The following is an 18,285-nucleotide window of genomic DNA, read 5'->3' as shown; positions in this document are numbered from 1 at the left end:
AAAGCCGAAGAAATTGCTTGGGGGAGTTACAGTTATAGCCAATGCCCGCGGATTTGCCCTGCAAACATTGAAGATTCACACGTGGTTGCGCAGTTGATCACAACCGCCATTTGACAGACAGCGACTCATCCGGCAAAGCTGCATCGAGCTTGAACGCATGCCAGCAGGCCAATGCATCTGACCACGGAAGTCGTAATGCCCAAGCATAAAAATAAAGTCGTACAGCCTGATCCTGATTCATCCCGACAGCCCCTTTCACGTTACCTGTTCCCCCTCACCATCGGCGTGCTGCTGGCCGCAGTGGCGGGAATTGGCTGGTTTCTGTTCAGCCCCGCGCCCGCGCCGTACACGGCCCCGCCGATCAGCGCGGCGGCGCCTGTCGTCGCCAGACCGCGACCTCTGGCGCGGCAGCCCGCGACCATGGTCGATGAGCAACAATGCCAGGGCTGTCACACCGAGCAGGTCAAGGACTGGCAAGGCTCGCATCACCAATTGGCGATGCAGGCCGCGAATGCCGAAACCATGCTTGGCGACTTCAATAACGTCACCTTCAAGGCCGAAAACGAGACCACCCGTTTCTCACGCAAGGGCGACGAGTTCTGGGTCAATACCCCCGGCATCGATGGCAAGAACGCTGACTTCAAAGTGGCCTACACCTTCGGCATCGCCCCGTTGCAGCAATACCTGATCGAGGTCGGCGAAGGCCGTTTACAGGCGCTCGGCGTGGCGTGGGATACCGAGAAACACCGCTGGTTTCACCTCTACCCCGGCCAGGGCGTGAACTTCAAGAATCCGCTGCACTGGAGCAAGCCGAGCCAGAACGCCAACTTCATGTGCGTCGAGTGCCACACCACCGGCTTCAAGCGCAATTTCGATGCGGCCAGCAACACGTTCAACAGTCAGTGGAACAGCCTTGGCGTCGGCTGTCAGGCCTGCCACGGTCCGGCCTCGAATCACCTGCAATGGGCGCAGAAAAAAGACGACCTGATCCACAAGGGTTTCGTCGTCGACCTCAAGGACAAGAACGCCAGCGTCGAGATCGAAACCTGTGCCCGCTGCCATGCACGCCGGGCGCCGCTGGGCGATGGCTACACCGTCGGCAAGCGCTTGATGGACGACTACCTGCCGAGCACCCTCACCCGCGAACTGTATGCGCTGGACGGCAAGATCAAGGATGAAGTGTTCGAACACGGCTCGTTCCTGCAAAGCAAGATGTTCGACAAGGGTGTGCGCTGCAGCAACTGCCACAATCCGCACAGCACTGAACTCAAGGCGCCGGGCAACGCCGTGTGTCTGCAATGCCACAACACGGCGGGCAAGACTTCGGTCGCTGGCGTCGCCGGCAAGGGCCTGCAAGCGAAGAACTACGATTCCATCGAACACACCCGCCACACCCCGGGCCAGCCCGGCTCGCAGTGCGTGAATTGCCACATGCCCGGCAAGTTCTACATGGGCAACGACTGGCGCCATGACCACAGCTTCAGCATCCCCAACCCGGAACGCGCGCAAAAACTCGGTACGCCCGATGCGTGTCTCAGCTGCCATCAGGGCAAGGCCGGTGACAAGGTCAGCGCACAGTTCAAGTTGTGGAATGCCTCCGCCTCGACACTGCAGACACCACGCTATGACGAAAGCCTGTGGCTGATCCGCAACGGCCAGCCGGGTGCGGCGGACGCCTTGCATGAGCAGTTGCAGCGCAGCGATCTGCCGGCGATTCAGCGTGCGACGTTACTCGCCGAACTGCCGCTGTACCCAAGCGATCAATCGCTGAAACTGGCCACCCGGGATCTGCAGAATCCGGCGCCGCAGGTTCGCGAAAGCGCAGTGCGGGCGATCAGTGCCTTCCTGCCACCCATCGAGCGCGCATCGTTGTTGACGCCACTGCTCGGCGATCCGGTGAAAGCCGTGCGCATCGTCGCGGCGCGTGACCTGCTCAGCGTCGCGCGCAACAACGGCCTCGGCGCCGCGCAGGACAATTGGGACGCGGCGATTGCCGAGTATGAGGCGGTGCAGAACAGTCTCGCGGAACGGGCCGAGGCCAACCTGAACCTGGCGATGTTGTATCAGGCCAGTGGCCGCGCATCCGAAGTCGAAGGGTTGCTGCGCACGGCACTCAAACGCGATCCGGATTTCTACCCGGCACTGGTGACGCTGGTGCAATGGCTGGAGGCCAATGGCCGAGGTCAGGAAGCGCAGAGCCTGCTGGACGACAGCCTCAAGGCGCACCCGGAGGCTGCGTTGTTGCAGCACACCCGTGGCCTGTCCTTGATCCGCGCCGGCAAGACTGCCGGAGCCATGGGCGCGCTGCACAAAGCCGCGCAACTGGAGCCGCAGAACGCGCAATACGGTTACGTGCTGGCGGTGGCGTTGCACGACAGCGGCAAGGTGAGCGAGGCGTGTGCTGAGCTGGAGCGTTTGCTCAAGGTGCAACCGGCGAACCGCAATGCGCGGTTGTCACTGATCCAGTACTACCTGGAGAACGGCCAGGAGCCGAAGGCGCAGGTGCTGTTGCAGGGGTGGAAGAAGATGAACATGGGGGATCCGGCGCTGAAATAACCGCTGATCCCTTGTGGGAGCGGGCTTGCTCGCGAATGCATTCTCTCAGCCAACATCAAGGGTGACTGATGTACCGCATTCGCGAGCAAGCCCGCTCCCACAGGGTCAGTGATTGGTCCCATACACTGAGTGTTACCAGGACGACGTCGCCCCGCTCTTCAACGCCATCTCCCGGCGGCTGTTGGCGCGCATCGCCTTGATCAGCGACACCGAGCCCACCAGCAGAATCGCCGCGCCGAACAGGAAGTCGATGTTGTACAGCTGGAAGTCCTGCACCGGCCCTACCAGCAGCACCCGCACCACGGCAATCGTCACCAGCGTGGCGAGGAAGTCGATCCCCGGCTCGTCGCGATAGAACACGTGCAACAGCGGCAGGCACAGCACCAGCAGGAACAACAGCACCACGACCTTGAACGAGCCTTTGCGCTCGACGCTGAACGCGCATTCGTGCGGGCCGTAGGCCTTGTAATCCTCGTCGCGGATCATCGAGTTCTTCTCGTTGATGTACTCGACGCGGTTGTATTTCTGAATCGGCGTGAAGGTGTTGGACATCTCCATCAGCGTGGTGATGTTCTTGAAGCGCAGGTCGATGCGCTCGCTGCCCTTGAGGTAATACAGCACCGGTTTGTAGCCGTAGCGATAGGTGTCGAAGGGGAATTCGGTAACCTGGCCCTGGACGCCGATGGGCCGTGGCTCAAGCTCGGCGTAGGCGCTTTTGGTCGGTGAGGCGAGGTTGCGGCTCAGCGGCTGAACCTTGACCTGTTCGAGGAAGATCGGCGTCACGCCGTACGACCACTGCAACGGCTCCAGGCGCAGACGCAGTTCGTTGCGACCCAGATCGTAGCGGTTGAAGGTGCGTTCGGAGACCACCAGCGAGCCACTGAGCATGAACTCGCCGCGCAGGTTGTTGGTGACGCGCAAGGTCAGTTGATCCTTGCCCAACAGCGCCGCTTCGGTGGACGGCGGCGCGCCGCACCACGCGGTGCTTTCACCGGCACCGCCCAACTGGCCGTCACGGTTTTCCTTGAACACATAGAAGTAACTGGCCCACAGCGTCAGCATCAACAGCAACGCCGTGAGGCCCAAAATCTTTTTGCCCGCACTCACTACCCAGACTCCCTTCTTCGTTCCGTCGTCCAGCCGAAAACCCGCTGGCGACGGGGACTCTACCAAAAGGCCAGCATCGACCCAAGGAAAAATCCGGGAATGGTGCGGGATGTAAGGGTTTCCCCTGTATAGAAGGGGCCGCTAGACAATTGTGGTGAGGGGATTTATCCCCGACCGGCTGCGCAGCGGCCGCAGAACCAGCCAACAGGTTTTAGCTGAAGAAATGCTTCGGCAGATTTTAGGTCTGCTTCGCAGCCCATCGGGGATAAATCCCCTCACCACAAAGTATCTATCAAGCAATGGATATTCAGCGTCTGCGGAACAGCGGCCGCGGCTCGATCACCGAGCGGCCGTACAGCACGCTCATGCCGGCCAGTCCCTTCAGCGCATCCTCAGCCGATTTGTCCTCGCGCACCGCAAAGCTGTCGAACCCGCACTGGCGCATATGGCTGAGCTGATCACGCAAAACATCACCAATCGCGCGCAACTCGCCAGCCCAGCCAAACCGGCTACGCAGCAGATACGCCTGACTGTAGGCGCGACCGTCACGAAAGCTCGGAAAATCCAAGGCAATCAGCGGCAGCGAGGCCAGCCACGGCACCACGCTTTCAACTTCATCGTCCGGCCCCAGCCACACCGCGTGGGTCGAGGGCGATTGCAGCCAGTGCGCCAGCGGCAGGATCAGCAACCCTTGCGGCCTGCCCTGCTCCGGCTCGCGAACCAGCGTCCATGGGTCGTCCTCGATCAGGCGTGCGACACCTTGCTCCAGACGCAGCAGATTGTTCATGCCGACGCCTCCAGCACTTTCGGGTAGACGCGTTCCTTGAAAGGCTCCAGGCCAATGCGCGCCACGGTGTCGACAAACAGTTCCTCGCTTTCGCGGTATCGCACAAAAGTGCCGATGATCCGCTCGATCACCTGCGGCACTTCGGCCGCGCTGAACGATGGGCCGATGACTTTGCCCAAGGCGCTGTTTTTGCCCTGCGCGCCGCCAAGGGTGATCTGATACCACTCGCTGCCGTTCTTATCGACGCCGAGGATGCCGATATTGCCGATGTGGTGGTGGCCGCAGGCGTTCATGCAGCCAGAGATGTTCAGGCTGATGTCGCCCAGGTCGTGCAGGTAGTCGAGGTTGTCGAAACGCGCCTGAATCGCCTGGGCAATCGGGATCGACTTGGCGTTGGCCAGCGCGCAGAAATCGCCGCCCGGGCAGGCGATGATGTCGGTCAGCAGGCCGACGTTGGCGCTGCCCAGATTGCGCTCGCAGGCCAGTTGCCAGAGTTCATACAGATCGGACTTCTGCACATCGGGCAGGACAATATTCTGTTCGTGGGCAATGCGAATCTCGCCGAAACCGAAACGCTCCGACCAGTCGGCTACCGCCAGCATCTGCTGGCCAGTGACATCCCCCGGTGGTGCACTCAGACCCGGTTTGGTCGACAGCACCACGCTGGTGTAACCCGGTTTCTTGTGCGGCTGCACGTTGCGCGCGACCCAGCGGGCGAACGCCGGGCTTTCGGCCAGACGCGTGCCGAAGTCCAGATCGGTGTCAGCCAGAGTGTGATAGATCGGCGGCACGAAGGCACTGGCGACCCGCTCGTATTCAGCCTCGGTCAGCTGCGCCGGGCCGTCCTTGAGGTGTTGCCATTCTTCCTCGACCTCTTTGGCGAACGCCTCGATGCCCAGCGCCTTGACCAGAATCTTGATCCGCGCCTTGTACTTGTTGTCGCGCCGGCCATGGCGGTTGTAGACCCGCAGGATCGCTTCGACGTAGGACAGCAGATGCTGCCACGGCAAGCCTTCGCGAATCTGCAGACCGAGGATCGGCGTGCGCCCCAACCCGCCGCCGACGATCACCCGCAGCAGCATCTGCCCGTCTCGCCCCGGATAAAGATACAGGCCGATGTCATGCATCATGATCGCCGCACGGTCCTGCTTCGCCGAGCAGATGGCGATCTTGAACTTGCGTGGCAGGAAGAGGAATTCCGGGTTGATCGTCGACCATTGGCGGAGGATTTCTGCCAACGGGCGCGGGTCGATCAACTCGTCCGCCGCGACCCCGGCGAAGGCTTCGGTGGTGATGTTGCGCACGCAGTTGCCGGAGGTCTGGATCGCGTGCATGTTGACCTGCGCCAGGCGTTCAAGGATGTCCGGCACCTGCGCCAGTTCGATCCAGTTGAATTGCAGGTTTTGCCGCGTGGTGAAGTGGCCGTAGCCGCGATCGTAATCGGCGGCGATGCTCGCCAGCGTACGCATCTGTTCGGCACTCAATGTCCCGTAGGGAATCGCCACCCGCAGCATGTACGCGTGCTTCTGCAGGTAGAGGCCGTTTTGCAGACGCAGCGGCAGGAACTCTTCCTCGCTCAACTCTCCAGCCATGAAGCGCTCGACCTGATCGCGAAATTGCACAACGCGCTCGAACACCAACGCCCGGTCGTAATCATCGTATTGATACATTCAGCGGCTACCCCATCAGGTTTGATCCCAGATCAAAACTGTGGGAGCGGGCTTGCTCGCGAAAGCGGTGTGTCAGGCAACTGACTTGTTGACTGACACACCGCTTTCGCGAGCAAGCCCGCTCCCACAGGATTTTCCCCTGACTATGGACGAGCAGCGCAGCACGCAACAGATTCACCTGAAACGATAAAAACCATATCAGGGCGCGGCAGAACGCCGCAGGCAGCACTTCAATCTGATCCGTACAAATGAAAGATTCCTGAGCCTGTTTTGTTTCCGGCGCTGTTCCTACAGTGCAGCTCGTGCCAGACCGGGTGGCCTGGCAAGACTTTGCAACCGTGGAAGAACTGACCATGAGCACAGCAACAATCGGACAGGCGTATAACTACAAGGTCGTCCGCCAATTCGTTATCGCGACGGTTTTCTGGGGTGTCGTCGGCATGGCGATGGGGGTATGGATCGCCTCGCAACTGGTATGGCCGGACATGAACCTCGACCTGCCCTGGACCACCTTCGGCCGCTTGCGGCCATTGCACACCAGCCTGGTGATCTTCGGTTTCGCCGGCAGCGCGCAATTCGCCGCCAGTTACTACGCGGTGCAGCGCACCTGCCAGGTGCGCCTGTATTCGGACAAGCTCGCGGCCTTCACCTTCTGGGGCTGGCAATCGGTGATCGTGATCATGCTGATCACCCTGCCGCTGGGCTACACCACCACCAAGGAATACGCCGAGATCGAATTCTCCGGTGCGGTGTGGATGGCGGTGGTCTGGGTCGCGTACGCCATCGTGTTTTTCACCACCGTGGTGCAGCGCAAGACCAAACACATCTATGTCGGCAACTGGTTCTTCGGCGCTTTCATTCTGGTGATCGCCATGCTGCACGTGGTCAATCACCTGTCGATCCCGGTGGACTGGTTTAAATCCTATCCGGTGTATTCCGGGGCGACCGACGCCATGGTGCAGTGGTGGTACGGCCATAACGCGGTGGGTTTCTTCCTGACCACGGGCTTTCTCGGAATGATGTATTACTTCGTGCCGAAACAGGTGAATCGCCCGGTGTATTCGTATCGGTTGTCGATCGTGCATTTCTGGGCGCTGATCACCCTGTACATCTGGGCCGGCCCGCACCACTTGCACTACACCGCGTTGCCGGACTGGGCGCAGTCGCTGGGCATGGCGATGTCGCTGATCCTGCTGGCGCCGAGCTGGGGCGGGATGATCAACGGCATGATGATCTTGTCGGGCGCCTGGCATAAGTTGCGCACCGACCCGATTTTGCGCTTCCTGGTGCTGTCGCTGGCGTTCTACGGCATGTCGACCTTCGAAGGCCCGATGATGGCGATCAAAACGGTCAACGCCCTGTCCCACTACACCGACTGGACCATCGGCCACGTTCACGCCGGGGCCTTGGGCTGGGTGGCGATGATCACCTTCGGCGCGACGTATCACATGGTGCCGAAAGTCTTTGGCCGCGAGCAGATGTACAGCACGCCGCTGATCAACCTGCACTTCTGGCTGGCGACCATCGGCACCGTGTTGTACATCGCCTCGATGTGGGTCAACGGCATCACGCAGGGCCTGATGTGGCGAGCGATCAACGAGGACGGCACGCTGACCTACTCGTTTGTCGAGGCGCTGCAGGCCAGTCATCCGGGGTTCATCGTGCGCTTTGCCGGCGGGGTGTTCTTCCTCAGCGGCATGCTGCTGATGGCCTACAACGTCTGGCGCACGGTGCGGGTCGCCGACGTGGCGCTGGCACGCAGCCAGGCACAGATCGCCTGAGGCAGGGAGCCGCAGAGGATGGATATTTTCTTGAATGTGCTGGGGGTGGTGTTTCTGTGGCTGGCGGTGGAGTACTGCCTGCGCCATCAGACTTCAGAGAGCCTCGACGATGCGAGCATGGTGCCGTTTGCTGATGATCCGGAGGTGGCACGGCGGGTTGAGTTGGCCACCGGTAAAACCGTGAAAGCCGTGGCGCCGGAAGAGGCGAAACCGGGCTGGATCAACCTCGAGATGTAACCCCACCACCGCCCCTTTGTAGGAGTGAGCCTGCTCGCGATTGCGGTCATTCAGCCAACTGTATGGTGACTGATATACCGCTATCGCGAGCAGGCTCACTCCTACAGGGGACTTGTGCAAATCCTGAGATCTAGGCGCGATCGCGCGGGATCAGGCTCTGCAACTGCTGTGCGAGAAAATCCGCATCAAACACAAAGATGTCGGGATCCTTCAGGCCATTGGTCTTGCGCCATTGCCACTCGCCGTTCGGCAGCCCGACCAGCGAAATGCTGCCATAGCGCGCCGCCGTCAGGCCCATCACCGCCAGGGAGATTTGCCCGGCGCTGCCCATCACGTCTGGCACGAATTCCACCGGTTTGCCGGCAATCACGATGCTCAGTTTCTCGGTCTTGAAGGTCGAGGTTTCCACCGGCGTGCTCGGCCCGAATGCGACGTAAGCCTCGCGGCTCACCTCCAGCAGGTTCGGTGCCTGCACCGGTTCCAGCCATTGCTGGATCTGGCCGAACAGCTCGGTGATGCGGCTGGCCCACGCCTGTGACTGCGTTTCGAACAGTTGCTTCTTGTGCGCTTCACTCTCGGCATAGTGACGAAGCATTTCGCCCAGTTGTTGTACGTCGTTCATCGGTACGTTCCTCGGGGAGAGCCTGCGATAGTCGATAGTGACAGATCAAGGCGCCGGCGTACGTTAAACCTCGATCGCCGGCACCGGGACACTTGGCAACAGGATCAACGGTACAGTTGCTTTGTACTGGCATCCGTCATTGAACCGATGGACACTCGGCCAGAGCCCGACTTTTCCAATACGGGCCATTGTTCGAGGAATTTCAATGCGCACCATCGGCCTGATCGGCGGCATGAGCTGGGAATCCAGCGCGGAATATTATCGTCTCATCAATCAACAGGTTCGTGACCGGCTCGGCTCGCTGCGCTCGGCGCAAATCCTGATGTACAGCGTCGACTTCGGCCCGGTCGAACAGGCGCAGCACGCCGGGCGCTGGGACGATGCGGCGGCGATTCTGGTGGATGCCGCGCGCAGGCTCGAGGCCGGCGGCGCCGAATGCGTGGTGCTGTGTACCAACACCATGCACAAGGTCGCGGCGCAGATTCAGGCAGCGATCAGCATTCCGTTCCTGCACATCGCCGAACCGGCGGCGCAGGCAGCATTGGCCATCGATGCGCGCACGGTCGGTCTGCTCGGCACGGCGTTCACCATGGAGCAGGATTTTCTCAAGCAGCGCCTGATTGCGCAGGGTCTGACGGTACTGGTGCCGGACGACGCCGAGCGCAAGGACGTGCACCGGATCATCTACGACGAATTGTGCGTCGGGGTGATCAGTGACGAATCACGCAAAATCTATCAACAGGTGATCGAAGCGCTGACCGCGCGCGGCGCCCAGGCGATCATCCTCGGCTGCACGGAAATCGGCCTGCTGGTCAAACCCGAACACAGCGCCCTGCCCCTGCTCGACACCACCGAGCTGCATGCGCAGTCGGCGGTGGCGTTCGCTCTGGGCAACTGACTCCCACAGGATTTTTTGGCTTATCGACGACGCAGACGGGCCATGCTCAGGGTGTCGACCCATTGCCCGTCGCGCACGGCGTAGTCACGAAACAGGCCTTCGTTCTCGAAGCCGAACTTGCGGTAGAGACCGATGGCCGCCTGGTTGTCGGCGTACACCGAGAGTTCGACCCGGTGCAGGTTCATCCAGTTGTCGGCGACGTCCAGCGCCGCCGCCAGCAGTTTCGACCCGACACCTTTGCCCTGCCAGGCCACGGCGACCGCCATGCCGACACTGCCGGCGTGGGCGCGGCGGATCCGCGAATAGTTTTCCAGCCCCAGATTGCCAATGACCACACCCTCATGCAGCGCCACCAGTTGCATCACCCGTTCGTTATCTGGCGCAAGGCGTTTGCGCCAAACCTCAGTGGGCTGAAACGGCATCTGCAGCACCTGCCGGGTCACGGCCGGATCGTTGTACAGCGCGGTGATGCCCTCAAGGTGCGACTCATTGAAGCGTTCGATTTTGATGGTGGGAGCGTGGTCGGGCATGGCAGATCCTTCCTGGATCGATGGGTGGCCGCTTACTCTAAACCGTTGAGCCTCTGGCTGGCGAATATCAAAATGTGGGAGCGGGCTTGCTCGCGAAAGCGGTCTGAAATTCAACATCTCTGTCACCTGACACACCGCCTTCGCGAGCAAGCCCGCTCCCACAGGGGATTGGGGGTGTTGGCAGAATCGGATCAGGTCTGGAACCATTCCTGGCGTTCGTTGAAGGTGTGCTGGATCAGTTCGACCAGGGTTTGCACTTCGGCGACGTCCCGGGATTCAGCATTCACCGCCAGCCACGCCTGTAGCTGCATCGGCTCATCAAACAACCCCGGCAACGCCACCAGCCCCCGGTCGAAACGACTCATGTACGCCGGCAATAAACCAATGCAAGCGCTGCAACGGATCATTTCCAGCATCAGTTCATAAGACTGCATCTGCACCACGCCCGCCAGACGTTGTTCGACCAGTTCATTCCACGGCCGGAAGCTGTCGATCTGCCGGTCGTGCTGCCATTGCACCAGCATGAAATCGCTGAGGTCGTCGGCACTCGCCGGGCGCGCGGTGACCCGGGAATAGCGTTTGGCGATGTGCGGCAGGTAATCCAGACGCGCCAGGGCCTGCGGCTGACTGGTGGTGAAAGTCGGGCCGGGGCTGGGGGTTTCGCCGTGGGCCAGCCACAGCACCACGTCGGCACTGACCGCGCGCAACGCCAGTTCGCTGTCCAGCGCGATGATCTCCAGGCGCACGCTGGCATTGCGCCGCAGCAACGCGATCAGGTCGCGACCGAGGATGTCATGCAGGATCGATTCGGCCACCGCCAAACGCACCAGTGGCTGCTCGACCACCGGCAGTTTGCGTTCGTGGGCCAGCGCCACCAGTTGCGCCTGCAGTTGCTGGCCCTCGCGGGTCAGGCTCAGGGCGCTGCCCTGAAAGCTGAACAGCGAGTGCTGCAGCTCCTGCTCAAGCTGCGCCAACTGCTTGCGCAGCAAAGTCGAACGCACGTTGAGGCTGCGCGCGGCCTGCATGAAGCAGCCGCAGCGGGCACTGACCAGAAAATATTGCGCGACCTCGGCATCAATGGTCGCGGCTTGCGCCAGCCATGGTTCGCGCTCGCCCTGTGCCCAGCGATAGTCGGGGCTACCCTGTCGTCCTGCGGGTTCGGTGAATGACATCGATGACTCCCTGTCGATCTTTGTTGGTCTTGAGTGCACCACAATCCACTGTGGGAGCGAGCCTGCTCGCGAAGGCGCCAGCACATTCAAAAATTACGCTGCCTGACACACCGCATTCGCGAGCAGGCTCGCTCCCACAAGGTGGGTTATTGGTTGGTTTCGAGGACTTTGTTCAGCTCAACCCCATCGATACTCAGCGTCGCGGTATTGAGCATCCCGTCCAGATACGCCTGAGCAATCTGCTCCTGCCGTTGCGCACGCAAGGCCTGGGTCAGTTGATCGCGCAGTTCGTCGAGGGTCGCAGTACGTGCCGGTTGCTGTTCGGTGAGTTTGATCACATGGAAACCCGCCGCGCTCTGCACCGGCTCGGACACCGCACCGACCTTCAATTTCGCCACCGCACCCCGTACCTCCGGCACCAGTTGCTGCAACGGTTGCAGCCCGGTGTCGCCGCCACGTTCGGCAGTCTGCCGGTCCTGCGAATACTGAGTCGCCAGCGCGGCAAAATCCGCCGGCGTGCCCTGGGCTTTCTTGCTTAGCTCGGTCGCCTGCTTGCGCACGGCTTCCAGGCTCTGGGCATCCGGCACCGCGAGGAAAATCTGGCTCACCCGATACAACGCCGGCGTCTGCCAGTTGCCCTTGCCAGCGTCATACGCCTGCTGCAACTCGGCCGTACTCGGGTAGTCCGCCGGCACCGTGCTGACCGAGCGCAGGTAATCGCGAAAGACGATCTGCTCAGTGGCCGCGCGGGTTTGCCGCACCACGTCCGGACGCTGCGCCCAGCCCTGAGCATCGGCCTGTTCCAGCACGACTTTCTCCGCCAACCGCGTACGCAGCCAGCGCTCCAGCGCTTCACGGTTGCCGCGCAATTGCTCGCGAGTCGCCGGCGGGACGGTAGCCAGCAGCGCCTGCAATTCCTGCGGCGTCACCTGCTGATTGCCCAACCGCGCTACCGCAGGCCCCGCAGCAACCGCCGCCAACGGCGACGATTGCTGGGCGGCGACCGGGTCAGCACCCGGTCGCAGCACCAGCGCCACGGCTACCACCAACAGCGCCACTGCCCCGGCGCCGATCACCATGGCAGGCTTTTTCACAGCGCGACTTCCTCTTGCTCAGCGGTAGCGACTTTGGCTGTCGAAGCTTGCGCGGCCTGGCTGAAGTCACGCAGGTAGACGATGAACTCCTGCAACAGGCGATCCCACAACTCCAGATTGCCGCGCAGGTGATCGCTGCTCACACCGGCCGCCAGCACCACGTCCATTTCCATCACCAGAAACTCGCCCTGCAACGACAACCGCGCAAAACGCCGGGTGGCGTTCCACTGTTCGGCCACGCCCTGTGGCAACTCACCTTGCACCCGCAGCGCGCAGCTGAAAGTGAAATCGACGTAACTGCCCTGCTCCACCGCCGGGTTGCCGAAACGCACGGCATAACCGATGCCCTGACTGGCGCTGAGCAACTGCACGATGCCGTTCTGTTCGGTCTGGTTGACGCGATAACCGGCGGCTTGCAGGACGTCGGTCAGGGATTGTGGGGATACGTGGCTGATCAATTGAGTCATTGTTTCTTCCTTGTTTAACAGGCTTTTTAATCAGTGCGAGAGCGCAGCTTGCGGCGCGTCGAATTGAGTCTTGTAAAGCTCGTCACCAAACCCCTGGGCCAGCTCATCGAACTTGACCCGGGCGCTGCCCGCAAAGGGCTGGCGGATCTTCATCACCTCGGCCACATCGATGTTTTCGTAGGCGCTGAGGATCTGCTTGGCGACGCCATACATCTGCTGATTCTTGACTGAACATTGCTGCACTTGTGTGTCACGTTCAGCCAATTGCGCTTGAAGCTTAGACCGTTCTGCCTCTTTGGCACGGGCCATGACCAGCAACTCGTCGTAGGCTTTCTTGAACTTGCCGACCTGTTCGCTGCTGGCGGCGACTTGCGCTTGCGCCTGGTTGTGCAGGTTCTGCTGCTGGCCGGCCAACTGCTCGGCGACGCCTTTGGCCTTGGCCAGTTCAGCGGTCAATTGCTTGATCTGCGCCTGCGCGGCCTTGGCCTCGTTCTGCGCCGCCAGTTGCGCGGCGCTGGCCTGGGCCTGCTGACTTTGCAGGGCCTGCAACTGTTGAGTGGTGCTGCGCAACTGGGTACGCAGACGCTCCTCCATGCCTTCGGCGTGCGCGCCTTGTGCGATGAAAAAACTCAGCCCCAACAGAAAAACTCGTGCGTGCATGACCGTACTCCCGGCGCCTTAGAAGCGCGTGTTGATCTCAAGCTGCAAGACATCGATGTCGAACGGCGCGCCGTACACCGCCTCGGTGCTCAGCCAGCGGCCGGTGGCGTAGACGTTCTTCGCCAGACCGTAATTGCCACCGAGGAAATAGCCCTTGGCGTTGGTGCCGCCGAGGTGGAACGAGGAATCGTTGAAGCCGTCGGGCAAGGCGTCCGGCTGGATGTACTTGTAGCCGGCGAACATATTCCAGTCGCCCTGCTTCTTCAGGTCCAGCGCATTGCCGAGGGTGAACTGCACCATCCACGCATTGGCGCCGCTTTCGATGTCGCCGTTGCTGTCGAGGTTGTTGACGATCTGCCCCTCGGCGCGTTTGCGCATGTCGCCTTCGTCGTAACCGAGGTTGTGGATGTAGTTGCCCTGGCTGCGCAGCTTGAAGTCCTCTGGCAGATCGGCGTCCCACACCAGGTTCAGGTCGAGCAGGTTGAACTCCGACGCCAGGCCGACAAACTGCGGCTGCGGTGTGGTGGTCGGGTTGGCCGGGTTCGGCGTGATGTCGCGCAGCAGGAATACGCTGTTGCCCTTCTGCATGAACGCCGCACGGCTGCCATCGGTGTCGCAGCCCGGGGCGCCGGCCCACGGTTCGCAAGGGCTGGAGCGTTGGCCTTGAATGTCGTCGAAGCGGTAGTAGGCCAGCGCACCTTTGAGGCGGTTGTTGCTGTTGATCGCCCACTTGGCGCCGAGCTGCGCGCCGTAGAGCCACTTGTTGTCGCTTTCTTCCTTGTCGAAACCGTTGCTGGTGGTGGTGTCGTTGGTGTAATCCACCGGGAACGCACCAACGGTGCCGAACACGCCCCAGTCGCGGTTGAGCTTGTGGTCGAAAATCGCCGCCACGCCGTCGAAATTCAGGTCGTTGGAATAGAGCATGTCGGTGGACATGAACGGGTTGGCGAAGCGCCCGCCGGTCAGGGTCAGCTCATCCGTGGGTTTCCAGTTCAGGTAGCCCTGATCGAGCCAGATATCTTTCTTGGCGAAGCCGCCGCCGAGGTTCTGCGTGGTCGACACCGGGTTGTTGTCCGAGCCGGTGCCGATGCGGATGCCGGCGGTCCATTCCGGCGAAATCACCGCTTTCATGCCCAGGCGGGCGCGCAGGCGGAACTGGTTGGTGCGGTCTTCACGGGTGTTGAGCAACGGCGGCAGACTGGTGCTGCTGTTGGGGTTCACGTCGTATGGGCCGTTGTTGTTGAGTTTGGCGAAATCGACGATTTCGTTGCTGTTGCTGCCCGAGTAGTAGCGCGATTCATCGCGCAGGCGGATGTCGCCATCGAAGCTGATGCGCGAAGCCCAGTCCGGGAAGGTGTTGGGCGCCGCCCAGTTTTCCTGCTTGGCGGTGGCCATGACTTCGGCCTTGACCTGATCGCGGATCTGGTCGCGCACCGCGGCGGGCACGTACTGCACGCGCACATCGCCCGGTGCCGCCACCGGTCCGGCCGCTACCGCTGTCGAAGCCGCTGCCTGCTTGGCCTGGGCGGCTTCGTTCTGCGCCTGGGCGATCAGCGCGTCAGCCTTGTCCTGTTTCAGAATGCCCTGCTCGACCAGCAAGCGGATCAGATTGATCGTGGCGTTCTCCGAGGGCGCAGGCGCTGCCGCTGCCTGACCGACCAGGGTCGCGATGACCATGCCGACCGCCAGGGACAATCGATTCACGTTGGAAATCATCTGCACACAACTCCTTTTCATACAGCTTTATGAATTCGGTTAACCCGGACGCCGTCCTTGCAGGGACAGGCGCACAGGCAAGGTGATGGAGGCCGGTGGCCGTTCGCTCAGATGGGGCGCGTTACGCAATGCGGCCAGCACCTGGGTATCGATCTCGGGCTTGCCGCTGGACTTGACCAACTCGACCCGGGTGATTTCGCCGACGCTGCTCAGCCACACATCGGCCTGCAGCGAAAAAACCAGGTTGCGCAGATCGGAGTTCTCGCGCAGCAAGCGCTGAAAAGTGAACGCGAGGAACTGGCTATAGGTGCCGGTGCCCAGGCGTCCGCCACCCGCACCGGCCATGCCGCCGCCCTTGCCGGCGCCGATGTTGAAAGCGTCGTTGCCACTCTGCGCGTCACCGTCCATTTGCATCGGGTTGGCCAGATCGTCTGCTGGCGATGGCGGCGCCTCTTCCTCGGGCTTGACCTCTTGCGGCTCGGGCGTGGGCTCGGGCTCGACGACTTTTTCTTCCACCGGGGTTTCCGGCTCCGGTGGTTTTTCCGGAGGTGGCGGCGGCGGTGGCGGCAACGGAATGATCGTCGGCACCTTCGGCGCTTCACGGCGCACGCCGCTCATGTCATTGGCCCACTGCCACAGGAACCACGCGGCGAGCGCGCCGAGCAGCAGCCCGGCGCCCCACTTTACAAAGCGCATCGGCGACCTTTTCACCGGCAGCGGCTCGATCGGAAGTTGTGCGGTCATCACTCAGCCCTGCGTCGGTTTGCCGGTCACCAGACCGACCTGAGACAGTTCGAGCCGGCGCAACAGATCCAGCACTTCAATGACCTTCTGGTACTGCACCGTGGCGTCGCCGCGCACGATCACCGGGAAGTCCGGGTTCTGCGCTTTCTCGATACGCAGGCGTTCCTCCAGCTCGGCCAGGGTCACCGGGTAGGCGTCGAGGAACACCTGACCGCCGTCGTTGACCGAAATCGCCTTGGTCTTGGCCTCCGACAGCGACACCGAGGCGCTGGCCTTGGGCAGGTTGATCTGGATCCCGGAGACCTGCGCAGTGGCGGTGAGGATGAACATCACCAGCACCACCATCAGCACGTCGACCAATGGGGTGATGTTGATGCTGTCCACCGCTGCATCTTCGTCATCGTCGTGGGAGGCATTTACGGACGCCATGGCAGTGCTCCTCAGGCCGGTACGGAGTGGTTGGCGTGATGGCCGCGCTGATGCGCCGCTTCGCTGGACTGGCCTTCGCCGTGCATCTCCGCCAGACGCGTGATGAACTCGTCGACGAACACACGCATGTCGGCGCTGACTTCCTTGTTGCGGGTGATCAGGCGGTTGTAGCCAAACAGCGCCGGGATCGCGACGAACAGGCCCATGGCGGTGGCCAGCAAGGCTGCGGCCATACCCGGGGCGATGGCGTTGATGTTGACGTCGCCGGCCATGGCCGTGCCGAGGAACACCACCATGATCCCCAGCACGGTGCCGAGCAGGCCGATGTACGGGCCGCCGGCGATAGCGTTGGACAGGGTCGAGAGTTTCGAGCTGAGGGCCTGGTTCTCACGGGTACGCACGCCGTCCATCGAGCAGCGAATCGCTTCAATCGTCGCTGCCGACACCGAAGAGGTATCGGCGCCCTGCTCGCGGCGGGTACGGATTTCCTTGACCGCCACCGCGTACAGGCGCCACAGCGGCGAATGCTGCAGACGCTGGGCCAGTTGCGCGTCGTCGGCGAACATCTCCAGACGGGTACCGACCTTGGCGAACTGCTCGCGGAAGTCCTCGTTGGCCTTGCTCACGCGGCTGAGGGTGCGGTTCTTGCGCAGCATGATGATCCACGACTGGAACATCATCAGCACCAGCACGGCGATGATCACCCAGGCGTCCACCGGCACCGCGTTGAGCAGGAAACCGAGGCTGCCGAAGCCGAAACCGGACTGTTCTTCATCGACACCGTAGGCCACCAGTTTCGACTCGGCGCCTTGCGAGGTCGCATCAGCCAGCAGCAACGGCGCCGGACGCGCGACTTTCGACAGGCGCAGTTCGTCGATGGCGCCCCCGAACGGCTGGTACGGGCCAGCGGCCAGATCGCCGCCAATCGCCATAACCGAATTGAACGCCGGCATCGCCTGAGCGAGGGTCGCACTCTCAAGACCATTGATGTACAGGCTGACTTTCGAACCTTCGGCGGTCAGCGCAACATGCTGCCATTGCCCCGGATTCAGCGGCTGAGAGGCCACGGCGCGCTGGCCGTCGATCTCCACAAACGGCACACCTTGATTGACCCCGACCAGCAGACTGTTGGCGCCTTCACGGCGGGCCAAGATCAGTTGCTCGCCATTGGCCTGATCCAGACGCAGCCAGGCGCTGAAGGTGAACGCACTGCCAGCGCTGTGCTGCAACGATGGACTGGCCTGCAGCAGCAGCGGCTGACCGCTGAACTGCAAGGCGCGCCCGACCACGCCGTCAATCGCCGCGCCAGTGGCGCTTTGTGCGGTGTTGCCGTAGGCGGTGGTGTCCTTGGCCGGCGTGCCGGTGGCGCCGTCGAAGTGATACAGCGCGGTGTAATTCGGATCGAAGGTCAACTGGCCGTTGCCGGTGGCCGGGGCCTTCTGATTGCCGTAATACATCCAGATGTCCTGACGCTGGCCGCCCTCGACATTCGGTACATCGACCCAGATCAGCGCCATGCCCATCAGCGCGTCGAAGCTTTCGATCTGGTGGTTGAGCACGGTCTTGTCATCGGCGGCAACGAAGCGCAGGTCCGAGCCGTCTTCCTTGACCCCGTCGAAGGTGAAGTTGCCGGTGTGCAAGCGCACCAGAAGCGCGGTGCGACCGAGGGCCTGATTGATCCCGGCGCCCTGCGGCGTGGTGTCGACGGCGATCTGTTTGCGGTAATGCCAGTCGTCCTGCCACCAGGCCTGCGCCGTGGCCGGGAGCACGAAGCCCAGGCAGATCAACAACGAAAGAATGAGGCGCTGCATGAAC

The 18,285-nt window shown here is 62.0% G+C and carries 17 protein-coding genes; 4 read left to right on the top strand and 13 right to left on the bottom strand.

The features are described 5' to 3' along the window. Positions 1 to 195: 195 nt before the first annotated feature. The gene (locus ACOYXG_RS12180) at positions 196 to 2,556 is read left to right on the top strand and encodes a tetratricopeptide repeat protein (RefSeq protein ID WP_460358009.1); all 2,361 of its coding nucleotides are present in this window, start codon (positions 196 to 198) and stop codon (positions 2,554 to 2,556) included. A 132-nt stretch (positions 2,557 to 2,688) separates the two neighbouring features. Here the strand turns inward: ACOYXG_RS12180 and ACOYXG_RS12175 are convergent, their stop codons facing one another. From ACOYXG_RS12175 to ACOYXG_RS12165, 3 genes are all read right to left on the bottom strand, one after another. After that, complete coding sequence (locus tag ACOYXG_RS12175) at positions 2,689 to 3,663, bottom strand: hypothetical protein (RefSeq protein ID WP_098963910.1); 975 nt, start codon at positions 3,661 to 3,663, stop codon at positions 2,689 to 2,691. Between the two features lie 307 nt (positions 3,664 to 3,970). Next, a complete protein-coding gene (locus tag ACOYXG_RS12170; protein WP_096797324.1) occupies positions 3,971 to 4,450 on the bottom strand; it encodes a DUF934 domain-containing protein in 480 nt (159 codons plus the stop codon). Next, positions 4,447 to 6,120 (bottom strand): nitrite/sulfite reductase, encoded by a 1,674-nt coding sequence (locus tag ACOYXG_RS12165; protein WP_460358005.1) that lies wholly within the window; start codon positions 6,118 to 6,120, stop codon positions 4,447 to 4,449. The genes ACOYXG_RS12170 and ACOYXG_RS12165 overlap by 4 nt, the downstream gene beginning before the upstream one ends. 353 nt (positions 6,121 to 6,473) lie before the next feature. Here ACOYXG_RS12165 and ccoN point away from each other — a divergent pair, with 353 nt between their 5' ends. Together ccoN and ACOYXG_RS12155 are read left to right on the top strand one after the other, a co-directional pair. Further along, positions 6,474 to 7,901, top strand: coding sequence for a cytochrome-c oxidase, cbb3-type subunit I (gene ccoN, locus ACOYXG_RS12160; RefSeq protein WP_460358003.1), 1,428 nt, complete (start codon positions 6,474 to 6,476; stop codon positions 7,899 to 7,901). Positions 7,902 to 7,919: 18 nt separating this feature from the next. After that, positions 7,920 to 8,138: a hypothetical protein gene (locus ACOYXG_RS12155; protein ID WP_027613752.1), complete on the top strand. Its 219-nt coding sequence runs from the start codon at positions 7,920 to 7,922 to the stop codon at positions 8,136 to 8,138. 130 nt (positions 8,139 to 8,268) lie between these two features. Here ACOYXG_RS12155 and ACOYXG_RS12150 read toward each other — a convergent pair whose 3' ends face one another. Next, entirely contained in the window at positions 8,269 to 8,760 is a 492-nt protein-coding gene (locus tag ACOYXG_RS12150; RefSeq protein WP_460358000.1) for a hypothetical protein, read from the bottom strand. 205 nt (positions 8,761 to 8,965) lie between these two features. On the opposite strand from ACOYXG_RS12150, the gene ACOYXG_RS12145 reads away from it, so the two are divergent. After that, positions 8,966 to 9,658, top strand: a complete 693-nt coding sequence (locus ACOYXG_RS12145; RefSeq protein ID WP_096797628.1) for an aspartate/glutamate racemase family protein — start codon at positions 8,966 to 8,968, stop codon at positions 9,656 to 9,658. 20 nt (positions 9,659 to 9,678) lie between these two features. Here ACOYXG_RS12145 and ACOYXG_RS12140 read toward each other — a convergent pair whose 3' ends face one another. From ACOYXG_RS12140 to ACOYXG_RS12100, 9 genes are all read right to left on the bottom strand, one after another. Then, positions 9,679 to 10,188, bottom strand: coding sequence for a GNAT family N-acetyltransferase (locus ACOYXG_RS12140; RefSeq protein ID WP_460357997.1), 510 nt, complete (start codon positions 10,186 to 10,188; stop codon positions 9,679 to 9,681). A gap of 191 nt (positions 10,189 to 10,379) precedes the next feature. Next, positions 10,380 to 11,360, bottom strand: coding sequence for a LysR family transcriptional regulator (locus ACOYXG_RS12135; RefSeq protein ID WP_096797630.1), 981 nt, complete (start codon positions 11,358 to 11,360; stop codon positions 10,380 to 10,382). 146 nt (positions 11,361 to 11,506) lie between these two features. Continuing rightward, complete coding sequence (locus tag ACOYXG_RS12130) at positions 11,507 to 12,454, bottom strand: peptidylprolyl isomerase (protein WP_460357994.1); 948 nt, start codon at positions 12,452 to 12,454, stop codon at positions 11,507 to 11,509. Beyond that, entirely contained in the window at positions 12,451 to 12,921 is a 471-nt protein-coding gene (locus tag ACOYXG_RS12125; protein WP_027613758.1) for a YbjN domain-containing protein, read from the bottom strand. Before ACOYXG_RS12125 ends, ACOYXG_RS12130 begins: the two co-directional genes overlap by 4 nt. 30 nt (positions 12,922 to 12,951) lie before the next feature. Then, positions 12,952 to 13,581, bottom strand: a complete 630-nt coding sequence (locus ACOYXG_RS12120) for a DNA repair protein (protein WP_258674553.1) — start codon at positions 13,579 to 13,581, stop codon at positions 12,952 to 12,954. Between the two features lie 18 nt (positions 13,582 to 13,599). After that, positions 13,600 to 15,297 (bottom strand): putative porin, encoded by a 1,698-nt coding sequence (locus tag ACOYXG_RS12115; RefSeq protein WP_460357990.1) that lies wholly within the window; start codon positions 15,295 to 15,297, stop codon positions 13,600 to 13,602. A gap of 39 nt (positions 15,298 to 15,336) precedes the next feature. Beyond that, entirely contained in the window at positions 15,337 to 16,041 is a 705-nt protein-coding gene (locus tag ACOYXG_RS12110; RefSeq protein WP_460357987.1) for an energy transducer TonB family protein, read from the bottom strand. A 3-nt stretch (positions 16,042 to 16,044) separates the two neighbouring features. After that, on the bottom strand, positions 16,045 to 16,470 hold the full coding sequence (locus ACOYXG_RS12105; RefSeq protein WP_127646955.1) for an ExbD/TolR family protein: 426 nt from the start codon (positions 16,468 to 16,470) through the stop codon (positions 16,045 to 16,047). 11 nt (positions 16,471 to 16,481) lie between these two features. Next, positions 16,482 to 18,281, bottom strand: a complete 1,800-nt coding sequence (locus ACOYXG_RS12100) for a DUF2341 domain-containing protein (protein ID WP_460357984.1) — start codon at positions 18,279 to 18,281, stop codon at positions 16,482 to 16,484. Positions 18,282 to 18,285: the final 4 nt, after the last annotated feature.

This window comes from Pseudomonas sp. G3-39 (genome assembly GCF_054790485.1).
Note: the sequence above shows the minus strand (reverse complement) of the source record. Positions and strands in the feature narration are given on the sequence as shown.